General features: G+C 72.2%; 9 protein-coding genes. 7 read left to right on the forward strand and 2 right to left on the reverse strand.

Annotated elements, in window-relative coordinates:
* Positions 1-8: 8 nt before the first annotated feature.
* Entirely contained in the window at positions 9-1,067 is a 1,059-nt protein-coding gene (gene zapE, locus HGK34_RS05195) for a cell division protein ZapE (RefSeq protein WP_307815780.1), read from the forward strand.
* Between the two features lie 92 nt (positions 1,068-1,159).
* On the opposite strand, the gene HGK34_RS05200 is transcribed toward zapE, so the two are convergent.
* Positions 1,160-3,001: an alpha-amylase family protein gene (locus HGK34_RS05200; RefSeq protein WP_201845515.1), complete on the reverse strand. Its 1,842-nt coding sequence runs from the start codon at positions 2,999-3,001 to the stop codon at positions 1,160-1,162.
* A gap of 10 nt (positions 3,002-3,011) precedes the next feature.
* A complete protein-coding gene (gene glgX / locus HGK34_RS05205) occupies positions 3,012-5,195 on the reverse strand; it encodes a glycogen debranching protein GlgX (RefSeq protein WP_201845516.1) in 2,184 nt (727 codons plus the stop codon).
* 212 nt (positions 5,196-5,407) lie between these two features.
* On the opposite strand from glgX, the gene HGK34_RS05210 reads away from it, so the two are divergent.
* The 6 genes from HGK34_RS05210 to hpaE all read left to right on the forward strand — a co-directional run bounded on the left by HGK34_RS05210 (position 5,408) and on the right by hpaE (position 12,840).
* The gene (locus HGK34_RS05210; protein ID WP_201845517.1) at positions 5,408-5,686 is read left to right on the forward strand and encodes a hypothetical protein; all 279 of its coding nucleotides are present in this window, start codon (positions 5,408-5,410) and stop codon (positions 5,684-5,686) included.
* A gap of 23 nt (positions 5,687-5,709) precedes the next feature.
* On the forward strand, positions 5,710-5,985 hold the full coding sequence (locus HGK34_RS05215; RefSeq protein WP_201845518.1) for a hypothetical protein: 276 nt from the start codon (positions 5,710-5,712) through the stop codon (positions 5,983-5,985).
* 66 nt (positions 5,986-6,051) lie between these two features.
* Positions 6,052-8,910 (forward strand): VanW family protein, encoded by a 2,859-nt coding sequence (locus HGK34_RS05220; RefSeq protein WP_201845519.1) that lies wholly within the window; start codon positions 6,052-6,054, stop codon positions 8,908-8,910.
* Between the two features lie 194 nt (positions 8,911-9,104).
* A complete protein-coding gene (locus HGK34_RS05225; RefSeq protein ID WP_201845520.1) occupies positions 9,105-10,604 on the forward strand; it encodes a fumarylacetoacetate hydrolase family protein in 1,500 nt (499 codons plus the stop codon).
* Positions 10,605-10,621: 17 nt separating this feature from the next.
* Positions 10,622-11,287: a GntR family transcriptional regulator gene (locus tag HGK34_RS05230; protein WP_201845613.1), complete on the forward strand. Its 666-nt coding sequence runs from the start codon at positions 10,622-10,624 to the stop codon at positions 11,285-11,287.
* Between the two features lie 20 nt (positions 11,288-11,307).
* Positions 11,308-12,840, forward strand: coding sequence for a 5-carboxymethyl-2-hydroxymuconate semialdehyde dehydrogenase (gene hpaE / locus HGK34_RS05235; RefSeq protein ID WP_201845521.1), 1,533 nt, complete (start codon positions 11,308-11,310; stop codon positions 12,838-12,840).
* Positions 12,841-12,853: the final 13 nt, after the last annotated feature.

A 12,853-nucleotide genomic window follows, 5' to 3' on the forward strand; every position in this document is an offset into this window, starting at 1 on the left:
GGGGCGGCGTGACAGTCACCGACCACGGAGCACCCACCACCACCCGTTCCCTGACGGGAGTGCGGCCCGAGGTCCCGGCGGACCGGCTCGTGGACGACATGGTTCCCCCGCCCCACTTCTCCACGGCGAGGTTCTCGACCTACCGCGCCAACCCCGACCACCCCAGCCAGGCCCGTGCCCTGGGGCGGCTCGAGGAGATCGCCGGACAGGTCGCAGGCGCCACACGACGCGGTCCGCTGTCGTTCCTCCGCAGGAAGCCCACCGTTCCCGCCGTCTACCTGGACGGCGGCTTCGGCGTCGGCAAGACCCACCTCCTGACGTCCCTCGCGCACGCCGTGACCGCCGAGCTCGGCGACGGCGCGGTCGTCTACGGCACGTTCGTCGAGTACACCAACCTCGTCGGAGCGCTCGGCTTCCTCCCCACCGTCGAGGCGCTCGCCGAGCGCCGCCTCGTGTGCATCGACGAGTTCGAGCTCGACGACGCCGGCGACACCACCCTGATGTCACGGCTCCTGCGCGAGCTGGCCGACCGCGGCGTGGCGCTCGCGGCCACCTCCAACACGCTGCCCGACGCGCTCGGCGAGGGCCGCTTCGCCGCCGAGGACTTCCTGCGTGAGATCCAGGCGCTCGCGGCCCGGTTCGAGGTGCTGCGGGTCGACGGCGACGACTACCGGCACCGCGACACCGTCACCGACGCGGAGCCGCTGCCCGACGCCGAGGCCGTGGCGGGCGCGGACGGGCGCGAGGGCGCCACCGTCGACGCGTTCGACGACCTGGTCGCCCACCTCGCCACCGTCCATCCCTCGCGGTACGGCGCGCTGCTCGACGGCATCAGTCTCGTGGCGCTCACCGGCGTGCGTCCCGTCACCAGACAGGACGAGGCGCTGCGGCTGGTCGTGCTGGTCGACCGGCTCTACGACCGTGACGTCCCGGTGCTGCTCGGCGGTTCCGGGGAGCACGGCCTGTTCACGCCGGAGATGCTGGCGGGCGGCTACCGCAAGAAGTACTACCGCGCCCTGTCCCGTCTGGGTGCGCTCGCCGAGACCGGCCGCCGGCTGCTGAACTGACGGTTGCTGGACCGACGGTTGCTGGACCGACGGTTCCTGAACTGACGGCTGCTGAACTGACGGCTCCAGGACCGACGCGTCCGGCGGCGAGGTCAGTCCGCGCGGAGGATCGCGACCATGCGGGGCGGGACCGTGAGGGTGTCGCCCACGAGCCGGGTGGCCCCGGGCTCCCAGGCCGCCTGCAGGCGGAAGTCCTCGGGTGCCGGCGCCCCGATGACGCCGTCGGCCGGGCGCAGCAGCGTGGAGACGCGGAGCGCCGCGAGCGCCTCCGACGTGTTCAGCACGAGCGCTCCTCGTCCCCGCACGACGGCCACGACGGTCGAGTCGGTCGAGGAGCGGATGTCGAGGGGGAGTTCGAGCTCGGTGACGATGGCGCGCCGTAGCCGCAGGAGTGCGCGGGCCCACTTGGCCAGGCGGAGCTCGTCGGGCGTGCGCGGGACGACGGGCAGGTGTTCCGTGTCGAGCACGAGCGGTGTTCCGGCCAGTGCGGCGAAGGCCAGGAGGCTGGCGCGGATGTTGACGTCGTTCACGTCGAGCAGGGCGCGGGCCGGGCTGTCCTCGTCCGCCCAGGGGACGGCGAGTCCTGCGCCGGGCATCCGGGTGATGTCCTCGACGACGGCGGCGCCGGCACGGCGCATGCTGCGACGGTTGTGGCGTGGTCCCTGGCGGGCGGCGCGGCGCACGGAAGGTGCGAGGGTCTCGGCGAGCATCCGGACCGTGGCCATGTGCTCGGGCCGCCCGGGTTGTACGAGGAGTCCGGCGACGGTGCTGGTGAGCCTGTCGCTGAGGCCGGGGCCGTCGAGGTAGAGGGCGTATCGGCGTCGTGCCTGCTCGCCCTCGTGGACCACGGAGTCGGCGAGTTCCTGGACGAACGGGACCTGTGCGCGGTCGGCGAGTGCGGGGGTGTCGAGCACGATCCCGTCGAGGTGGAACGTGTGGAACCAGTGGCGTGCGTTGTCGATCAGGAAGCTGCGGGGGCCCAGGCTGCCGCTGCCGTCGAGGTTGATGCGGGTGAGTGCGGCGTCCGTGCGCATCGTGGGGCCCGAGCCGATGCGGGCCTGCGCGCGGCCGGGCCGGCGCAGGCGTGCGGCACCGAGGGCGGCACTCAGGTTGATCGGCCCGGTGCGGGGCCGGGCCAGGGGGATCTGGCCGGTGCGCGGGCGCATGGCCTGGGCGGCCCGGGTGGCGGCGATCTGGTCGTCGACCCTGGTGCGGGGACGGGTGGGTAGCTGCTCTGCCGCATAGGGTCCGAAGGCGCCGAGCCCCAGCTCGTCGGTGACGGCCCAGCGGTAGGGCACGTTGAGGACGACGGCGAGCTTGGCGTCGTGGGCGGCGTCGACCAGTCTTTGCAGGCCGGCCGGGCCGCCGAGTTCGAGCGCGACGGAGTGGAGCCGGACTCCGCCGGCGGGGCCCTGTGCGGGGTCGTAGGCGGCCACGGGTGCGATCTCGATGCCGTCGACGCCGAGGCCTGCGATCTCCGGCAGGTGGTGGACGACGTCGTCGAACGTCCCTCCGGGTGTGAAGCTGGCGACGTCGACGTGCAGCAGCGTGCCCGAGGTGAGGTCGGGTGGCGACCACGAGCCGTCGGTCCATTCGAACACGGCGGGGTCGAACACCCTGCTGGGGCCGTGGATCCCGTCCGTCAGCCAGACGGAGCGGGGGTCGGGCAGCAGGGGGCCGCCGTCGACGGAGAACCCGTACTCGGTGCCGTGGGGGAGGTCGACGTCGGCACCCCAGCTGCCGGGATGGTCGGCGCCCACCAGGCGCAGGGGCAGGTGTTCGGGTTCCTCGTCCGGGTCGTAGGGCAGCAGGACCTCCACCACGCGGGCGCGTGGTGCCCACACCACGGGGCGACGGCCGGGAACGGACGACTCGGGGGCGGTGCCGGGTGGGGGAGGAGACCCGAAGGACGGGCCGGAGCTCGATCCGGTCACGGCCGCCAGCCTAGTGGGCCGCGCCGGAAGGGCGAGTCGGCGCCGTTCCGGCCCGGTGCCGGCCGGTGAGCCCGGTGCCCAGTCCGGCGGGGCGGGTCAGGATCACCACGCTGCGTCCGGTGACGGGGAGGGTGGCGTCCGCGTCGAGCGTGGTTCCGGGGGCAGCGTTGTCGTCGGTGTCGAGCACGACCGTCCAGGCCATCCCGTAGTCGGCGGGCGGCAGCGTGAAGTCCAGTCGCTCGGAGTGCGCGTTGAGCAGCAGCAGGAACGAGTCGTCGACGATGGGGGCGCCACGGCTGTCGGTCTCGGCGATCGCGTCGCCGTTGAGGAAGACGGTGACGGTGCGGGCGTAGGAGGTGTGCCAGTCGGCGTCGTCCATCCGGGCCCCGGTCAGGTCGAGCCACTCGATGTCCGCCAGTTTCCCGGCCTTCGTGCCCTCGAAGAAGCGGCGCCGGCGCAGTACCGGGTGCTTGCGGCGCAGGCGGACGGTGCGCCGGGCGAAGTCCAGGAGATCCGTGTCCACGGAATCCCAGTCCATCCAGGTCAGCTCGTTGTCCTGGCAGTAGGCGTTGTTGTTCCCCTGCTGGGTGCGGCCGAGTTCGTCGCCGTGGGACAGCATGGGCACGCCCTGGCTCAGCAGCAGCGTGACCAGGATGTTGCGCTGCTGGCGGGCGCGCAGGCGGTTGACGTCGGGGCTGTCCGTGGGGCCTTCGGCGCCGCAGTTCCAGGAGCGGTTGTGGCTCTCGCCGTCGCTTCCTCCTTCGCCGTTGGCCGCGTTGTGCTTGCCGTTGTAGGAGACCAGGTCGGCGAGCGTGAAGCCGTCGTGGGCGGTGACGAAGTTGATCGAGGCGACCGGCCGGCGGCCGGTGTGTTCGTACAGGTCGCTGCTGCCGGTCAGGCGGGAGGCGAGTTCGGGGAGGGTGGCCGGCTCTCCTCGCCAGAAATCGCGCACGGTGTCGCGGTACCGCCCGTTCCATTCGGTCCACAGGGGCGGGAACCCGCCCACCTGGTAGCCGCCGGTGCCCAGGTCCCAGGGCTCGGCGATGAGCTTGACCTGGGAGATCACGGGGTCCTGATGGACGATGTCGAAGAACGCCGACAGGCGGTCCACCTCGTGGAACTGCCGGGCGAGGGTGGCCGCCAGGTCGAACCGGAAGCCGTCCACGTGCATCTCCTCGACCCAGTACCGCAGTGAGTCCATGATGAGCTGGAGCACTGCCGAGGAGTGCATGAGCAGCGAGTTGCCGGTGCCCGTGGTGTCGAAGTAGTGCGCCTTGTCGTCGTCCACGAGCCGGTAGTAGGCGGCGTTGTCGATCCCGCGGAACCCCAGGGTCGGCCCGAGGTGGTTGCCCTCGGCCGTGTGGTTGTAGACGACGTCGAGCAGTACCTCGATCCCGGCCTCGTGCAGGGCCTTGACCATGGCCTTGAACTCCATGACCTGCTGGCCGCGGGTGCCGTAGCCGGCGTACCCGTTGTGCGGGGCGAAGTACCCGATCGTGTTGTAGCCCCAGTAGTTCGTCAGGCCCTTCGCCCGCAGGGACGGGTCGGTGACGAACTGGTGCACGGGCATGAGCTCGACGGCGGTCACGCCCAGGCCCACCAGGTGGTCGAGCACGGCTGGCTGGGCCAGGGCCGCGTAGGTGCCGCGCAGCTCGGGCGGCACGTCCGGGTGGCGCATCGTCATGCCGCGCACGTGGGCCTCGTAGATGACGCTGTCGTGGTAGTCCGTGGCCGGAGGCCGGTCGTGGCCCCAGTCGAAGAACGGGTTGACCACCACCGAGGCCATCGTGTGCCCGGCGGAGTCCGACGTCGTGGGCGATACGCCGCGCGACGTGGCCTCGGTGGGCCGGTCGAGCGGGTAGGAGAACAGGGAGGCGTCGCCGTCCAGGATCCCGTCCATCGCCTTGGCGTAGGGGTCCAGCAGGAGCTTGGCCGGGTTGCAGCGGTGGCCGCGGGCTGGATCGTACGGCCCGTGCACCCGGTAGCCGTAGCGCGTCCCGGGGCCGACGCCGGGCAGGTAGACGTGCCAGACGTGGGCGTCCACCTCGGTCACGTCGACACAGGTCTCGGAGCCGTCGTCCCACACGAGGCAGAGCTGCACGCGCTCGGCGACGCCGGAGTAGAGCGCGAAGTTGGTGCCGGTGCCGTCGAAGGTGGCCCCCAGGGGGTACGGACGGCCGGGCCAGGTCTGCATGTGCAGCATCATCACACCCTGCTGTCGCCGTGCCCAGCATGTTCGCCAGGTGTCGTGCGGAGGTTTCGTGCGCGCGCCGGTGCGGCGCCGGACGGCGTGTCGCCGTGTTGTTGCTGGTCAGAGTGCGGACACAGTGTGTCGAGGACGTGACGTGCCCGTGGGTGATCGCGGCAGGGTGGGCAGCGGGCGAGTCGGGCTGCGAGGATCGGACCATGGTGACCGAGGCGGGGGAGTCGCAGACGAACGGTTCGGATGCGGGAACCGAGACCGACTGGGGTGAGCTGACGGCGTCGAACGCGGAGCAGGGCGACGAGTCCTTGGCATCGTACGCCAGGATCGCGCCGCGTCCGCCGAAGCGGCGTCCTACCCGGCGAGAGGTGTTGGGTGGTGGCGATGCGACGAAGGCGCCGAAGCGTCTCGCGGCCGGCGAGCTCCACCCGATGACGGGGGACTCGAGCGGCGTCTCCTGGGACGACCCGGAGGAGCTGTAGCGCCACCCGCGTAACCTGTGCGGGTGGAAGACACCGCACCCGTCAGCGCCGCGATGCATCGCGCCAAGGCCGATGCCCGCGCCTCCCACGTCACCGTGGGAGAACTGCGGCACCTCACGGGCGGCCGCGTGGAGACCGACTGCTCCTGCGGGATGGTCCTGACCAACGGACCCGACTGGTCGCTCGACGAGCACATCCGCCTCCACCGTGCCGAGGCGCGCTATCTGGCCGTCAGCCGGGTGGCGCCACCTGGGATGCCGCGACTGATCGAGGTGGGTGCCGACCGGCGGCCTCGCTGACGAGCCCGTCGCCAGGTCTGCGACAATCTCCCCATTCTTCCCCAGTTGAACAGCGGAGATCGATCGATGGACCGACCCTCGGAGCGTCGCAGGACGCTTGACCCGACGACGTCGACGGAGCGGGAGCCCGCGTCACCGGCCCCGGAGAGACCGGACGAGACGGCTCGGGCCGAACCTCCCGGTGGGGACGATCCGGGAACCGGCAAGCGGGAACCCGACGCGGCCGACGACGGTGAGCGGGACGGCGGTTCCCGCGGGGACGCGGCGGGACGGGGCGAGGCGGACGACGCCGCAGCCGTCGCGGACGCCTCCGACGGCCTGGGGGACGGCCCGGCGAGCGACGGGACCCGAGCCGCCGCGGGGGATGATGCCACCGGTGACGACGCCGCGGGCGAGTCCGCGCCCGGCGACGACGCCTCGGGCGACGATGCCTCGGGCGGCGACACCACGGACGCCGCCGGCGCACCAGCCGCCTCTGCCGACGCGGCTGGTGACGGGGCCGCCGGACCGGCCGGCGACGGGCACGCTGAAGCGGGCGTCGACGTTCCTGCCGGAACGGCTGACGACGAAGCGGCCGACGACGGACCGGTTGCCGAACCGTCCGATAACGGACCAGTTGCCGAATCGGCTGCCGACGGACCGGCCGACGACGGACCGGCCGACGACGAAGGGGCCGACGACGAAGCGGCCGACGACGGACCGGCCGAAGCTGCCGGTGACACCCCGGCCGAAGCGGCGGACAATGTCGGTGAGGCGCCCGAAGGCGCGCCGGACGAGGCGCCCGGAACCCCGCACGGCGGCGGTGCTCCGGCACTGCCGCCGGAGGACGCCGAGCGGCCCGCGGCGGCGGACACGGGCGACGGGAACACCCGCGCGCCCGTCGATATGCAGATGGTTGCCCTCTCGCTGGTGGAGGCCGCGACGGAGGACGCCGCCGCGGCGAGCCCCGCGTCCACGTCGCAGGGCCCCGGCGGAGCGGTGTCCGCGGAGCCCGAGATCTCCGAGCCCGTTCCGCCCTTCCCGATGCCCGTCCGGCCCGCATCCTCGGCGCGGAATCCCTACGGGACCGCCCGGGCTGCCGTCGAACGGACCGTCCGTGACCTGCGCTCCTGGTGGACCGGTGGCGGGGCGGATGGTGGGCGGGCCGCCGAGGCCGCGACGCGGAACCGCCGGGTGGTGATCGGGACGGCGGCCGGTGTCGTCGGCCTGCTGACCGTGTACGCGGGCCTGGCTGCCGCGCAGGCCGACGTCGTGCCGGGTGGGACCACGGTCGCCGGAGTCGATGTCGGCGGGCAGCACACGGCCGAGGCGGCCGAGACGCTTGCCGGTGCGTTCGCGGGACCGGCGGCCGAGCCGGTGGAACTGGTCGCCGGAGAGGCGGCGACGACGCTCGACCCCGTTGCGGCCGGGCTCTCGGTGGACGCGCCCGCCACCGCGGAGTCGCTCACCGGTTTCAGCCTGAGTCCCGTGCGCATGTGGCGCCATCTGTTCGGTGCCGGGCCCGCGGGCCCGGTGGTCCACGTGAACGCCGAGGCGTTCGCGACCGCCCTCGACGGCCTGGAGGAAGCGACGGCGATCGCTCCGGTCGACGGCGCGATCGAGTTCACCGACGACCGGCCGGCCGCGACCCCGGCCCGCGACGGGGCGCAGCTCGACGCCGCAGCGGCCGGGCGGGTGATCACCTCCGCCTGGCTGGTCGTGGACGGGCCGGTGGAACTGCCGACGCTCCCGGTCTCACCCCAGATCACGCAGGAGGAGACTGATGCCGCGCTCGCACGGGCGGAGAAGATCGTCTCCGGTCCCGTCGAGGTGAGTGTCGGCGGCCAGCAGGCGCAGCTCCCGCCCGAGGTGCTGGCGTCGGCGGTGAGCTTCGTGGCGGACGACGGCGAGCTGGTCCCCCGGTTCGACGGAGCGACGCTGCGCCAGGCGATCGTCGAGCGGACCGACGACCTCCTCAGCTCGGCCGAGGGCGCCCAGTTCGGGTTCGAGTCCGGCACGCCTGAGGTGGTCGGGGGCGATCTCGGCACCACTCTCGCCGACGAGCCTCTGCGCGCCGCGATCCGGACCGCGGCTCTCGGGGACGACCGCGCGGCGGCGCTCGAGGTTGTGCGGCAGACTCCCGAGAACTCGACGCAGGCGCTGCGGGCGATGGGCATCGACGAGGTCGTCGCGGAGTTCTCCACCCCGCTGACCAGCGACTACGTGCGCACCAAGAACCTGGTCCGGGGTGCTCAGATGATCACCGGGGACCTCATCCGCCCCGGAGAGACGTACTCGCTGGTGTCGGCGTTGTCCCCGATCAGCCTGGCCAACGGGTACGTGAAGTCGGGGATGATCATCGGCGGCCACCACATCGACGGTGTCGGGGGCGGGCTGTCGCAGATGGCCACGACCACCTACAACGCGGCGATGATCGCGGGGTTCGAGGACGTGGAACATCACACGCACTCGTACTGGTTCGAGCGCTATCCCGCGGGGCGTGAGGCGACGATCGCCGTCGGCAGCAAGGACATGCGGGTCAAGAACAACACGCCGTACGGCGCCGTGCTGCAGTCGTGGGTGGCCGACAACCAGCTGCACGTGCGGATCTGGAGCACGAAGTACTACGAGAACACGTGGATCGAGGGCGCGAAGCGCAACATCGTGCCGCGCAGCGTGGTGCGCAGCACGGATCCAGGATGCATCGCCTACCCGGGCGGCCAGCCGGGCTTCACGATCACCGTCGGCCGCAAGGTCGAGCGGGTGGACGACGGCAAGGTGGTCATCGACCGGTCCTACACCACCACGTACGGGGCCGACAACGCGCTGGCCTGCGTGACGCCCGAGCCGCCGACGCCGCCGGAGGATCCGGGCGACCAGAGCTCTCCGACCCCGCCGGATCCGGGCGGCGACACGGCTCCGACTCCTCCGGGTCCGGACGCCTGACGCGGTGTCCGGGAGCGGTCCGTACGACGCTCCCGGACACCCGGACACCCGGACACCCGGACACCCGGACACCCGGACACCCGGACACCCGGACACGCGGGCCCGGGCCGCCCTCTCGTCGATCCCCTGGGTGATTTCCCGTCGTCGTCGCGATGATATACGATATGAAATATCGTTGGAGAGCGAGGGGGCTCATGACCACCGACCCACGTCAGGCGGACGCCGTCGATCCGCGCTTCGCCGTCCTGCCCGGCCGTCCGGGCAAGATCATCGCGGTGCATCTCAGCTACGCGTCGCGCGCGGAACAACGCGGCCGCCGGCCGGCACACCCGTCGTACTTCCTCAAGCCGTCGAGCTCGCTCGCCGCGTCGGGCAGCAGCGTCGAGCGTCCGGCGGGAACCGAACTGCTCGCCTTCGAGGGCGAGATCGCGCTGGTCATCGGGACCACGGCCCGGAACGTGGCGTGTGAGGACGCGTGGGCGCACGTCGGCTGGGTGAGCGCGGCCAACGACTTCGGCCTCTACGACCTGCGCGCGGGCGACCGCGGCTCGAACCTCCGCGCGAAGGGGCGCGACGGCTACACCCCGCTGGGCCCGTCGCTCGTCGAGGCGAGTTCTCTCGACCCCGCCGCCCTTCGCGTGCGCACCTGGGTGAACGGAGAGCTGGTCCAGGACGACACCACGGCCGGGCTCATCTTCCCGCTCTCCCAGATCGTCGCGGACCTGGCGCAGCACCTCACGCTGGAGGCAGGCGACGTCATCCTTGCCGGGACACCCGCGGGCTCCTCCGTCGTCGTCCCTGGAGACGTCGTCGAGGTGGAGGTCGACGCTCCGGACGTGGCAGGCCTGCCGACGTCGGGCCGGCTGGTCACGACCGTCACGCAGGGGGACAGGGGCTTCGACGAGGCACTGGGCTCCCTTCCGGCGGCGGACGACGTGCAGCGGGCAGAGGCCTGGGGCTCGCGTGAGGCCGCGGGTCTCGCGCCGGCCGGCCGCGAGGACCTGTCCCCGGCGCTGCGGGCCAAGCTCGAGGAGGCGCCCGTCGCGGGCCTGTCGCAGCAGCTGCGCAAACGGGGGATCGACAACGTCACGATCGACGGTGTCCGGGCGATGCACACCGAGGCGAAGGTCGTGGGGCGGGCCCGTACGCTGCGCTTCGTGCCGAACCGGGAGGATCTGTTCGCGAGCCACGGCGGCGGCTACAACGCCCAGAAGCGCGCGTTCGACGACGTCGGGGAGGGCGAGGTCCTCGTGATCGAGGCGCGGGGCGAGACCGGGTCCGGGACGCTCGGCGACATCCTCGCGATCCGTGCCCACGCACGCGGCGCGGCCGGCATCGTGACCGACGGCGGTGTCCGCGACCACGCCGCCGTCGCCGCGGTCGGCATCCCGGTCTACTCCGCCGGCCCTCACCCCGCCGTTCTCGGCCGCAAGCACGTGCCGTGGGACGCCGACCTCACCGTCGCGTGCGGCGGCACCACCGTTCAGCCCGGCGACATCATCGTCGGGGACGGCGACGGCGTGGTCGTGATCCCGCCGGGCCTCGCCGACGAGATCGCCGATGCCGCACTGGCACAGGAGGCCGAGGACGCCTGGATCGCCGAACAGGTCGAGGCGGGGCATCCGGTCGACGGTCTCTTCCCCATGAACGCCGAGTGGAAGGCGAGGTACCTCGCGTGGCGTACGAAGAGCTGACCTCGGCGCCGCCGGACATGAGCAAGTCGCAGCGCGCGTACCACTGGATCAAGGAGCGGATCGCCGGCCAGGACTTCACCCCCGGCTACCGGCTCGTCCTGCGCAGCATCGCCAAGGAGCTCGACATGAGTGTCGTGCCCGTCCGTGAGGCGATCCGCCAGCTCGAGGCCGAGGGGCTGGTGACCTTCGAGCGCAACGTCGGCGCCCAGGTGTCGATGGTCGACGACACCCGGTACCGCGCCAGCATGCAGGCTCTGTCGATCCTCGAGAGCGCGGCGACGGCCCTCGCGGCCCGCCGGCTCACCGCCGCGGACCTCCGGCACGCCCGCGAGGTCAACGCGCGCATGATCGAGTCGCTGTCCGACTTCGACCCGAGCGCGTTCACGCGGCTCAACCAGGAGTTCCACGCCGCGCTCTACCAGAAGTGCACCAACGCCCGCGTGCTGGAACTGGTCGAGTCGGAGTGGGCTCGGCTCGCGCACCTGCGCGAGTCCACCTTCAGCTTCGTCCCGGGCCGGGCGCGGCAGTCCGTGCAGGAGCACGAGCACATCGTCCGGCTCATAGAGAGCGGCGCGCCGCTCGGCGAGATCGAGGAGGCCGCCCGCCGGCACCGGTCGGCGACCCTCGACGCCTACCTGATCCACGAGCACCCCGACGAGACGCCCGGCCTTTCCGCACTCTGAACCGCACCGAGGAGAACCTGATGACCGACGCAGCCGAGCTCGCGACGCAGAGGCACGTCCCCGCCGACCTTCCCGAGCGCATCCAGCACTACATCGGCGGCGTGTTCACCGACTCCGTCGACGGCGCCACGTTCGACGTGCTGGACCCTGTCTCCAACGAGACCTACCTGCGGGCGGCCGCGGGCCGCCGGGCCGACGTCGATGCCGCCGTCGCTGCCGCACGCCGGGCCTTCGCCGACGGCCCGTGGCCCAGGATGCTTCCGCGTGAACGTTCGCGCGTGCTGCACCGGATCGCCGACATCGTCGAGTCGCGTGACGCACGGCTCGCCGAGCTGGAGTCGTTCGACTCCGGCCTGCCGATCACGCAGGCCCTCGGCCAGGCGCGCCGCGCGGCCGAGAACTTCCGGTTCTTCGCGGACCTGATCGTCGCCCAGTCCGACGACACCTACAAGGTGCCCGGGCGGCAGCTCAACTACGTCAACCGCAAGCCGATCGGCGTCGCCGGCCTGATCACTCCGTGGAACACGCCGTTCATGCTGGAGTCGTGGAAGCTCGCGCCCGCGATCGCCACCGGCAACACCGTCGTCCTCAAGCCGGCCGAGTTCACCCCGCTCTCGGCGTCCCTGTGGGCCGGGATCTTCGAGGAGGCGGGGCTGCCGCGCGGCGTGTTCAATCTCGTCAACGGCCTCGGTGAGGAAGCGGGCGACGCGCTGGTCAGGCACCCGGACGTCCCCCTGATCTCGTTCACCGGCGAGAGCCGGACCGGGCAGATCATCTTCGCGAACGCGGCCCCGTACCTCAAGGGCCTGTCGATGGAGCTCGGGGGCAAGTCCCCGGCCGTCGTCTTCGCCGACGCCGACCTGGACGCAGCGATCGACGCGACGATCTTCGGCGTCTTCTCCCTCAACGGCGAGCGCTGCACCGCCGGTTCACGCATCCTCGTCGAGCGCGCCGTCTACGACGAGTTCGTCGAGCGCTACGCCGCGCAGGCGAAGCGGGTCCGCGTCGGCCACCCGCACGACCCCGCCACCGAGGTGGGCGCGCTGGTGCACCCCGAGCACTTCGAGAAGGTGATGAGCTACATCGAGCTGGGCCGCACCGAGGGGCGGCTCGTCGCCGGAGGCGGCCGCCCCGAGGGCCTTGCGGAAGGCAACTTCGTGGCCCCCACGGTGTTCGCCGACGTGAAGCCCGAGGCCCGGATCTTCCAGGAGGAGATCTTCGGCCCCGTCGTCGCGATCACGCCGTTCGACACCGAGGCCGAGGCGCTCGAGCTCGCCAACGGCGTCAGGTACGGCCTGGCCGCCTACGTCTGGACGAACGACCTCAAGCGGGCGCACAACTTCTCGCAGGCCGTGGAGGCCGGGATGGTCTGGCTCAACTCCAACAACGTGCGGGACCTGCGTACCCCGTTCGGCGGCGTCAAGGCGTCCGGCCTGGGTCACGAGGGCGGCTACCGCTCGATCGACTTCTACACCGACCAGCAGGCCGTACACATCACGCTCGGCGCGGTCCACAGTCCCACCTTCGGCAGGGCGGACGGCCCCGGCCACTGACGGCCGGCAGCCC

This window comes from Myceligenerans indicum (genome assembly GCF_016742955.1).
GTDB lineage: Bacteria > Actinomycetota > Actinomycetes > Actinomycetales > Cellulomonadaceae > Myceligenerans > Myceligenerans indicum.

Coding starts and splice junctions, on each gene's coding strand:
- glgX (WP_201845516.1), bottom strand. CDS start 5,195: ATGCAGACCTGGCCCGGCCGTCCGTACCCCCTGGGGGCCACCTTCGAC.
- HGK34_RS05210 (WP_201845517.1), top strand. CDS start 5,408: ATGGTGACCGAGGCGGGGGAGTCGCAGACGAACGGTTCGGATGCGGGA.
- HGK34_RS05220 (WP_201845519.1), top strand. CDS start 6,052: ATGGACCGACCCTCGGAGCGTCGCAGGACGCTTGACCCGACGACGTCG.
- HGK34_RS05225 (WP_201845520.1), top strand. CDS start 9,105: ATGACCACCGACCCACGTCAGGCGGACGCCGTCGATCCGCGCTTCGCC.
- HGK34_RS05230 (WP_201845613.1), top strand. CDS start 10,622: ATGAGCAAGTCGCAGCGCGCGTACCACTGGATCAAGGAGCGGATCGCC.
- hpaE (WP_201845521.1), top strand. CDS start 11,308: ATGACCGACGCAGCCGAGCTCGCGACGCAGAGGCACGTCCCCGCCGAC.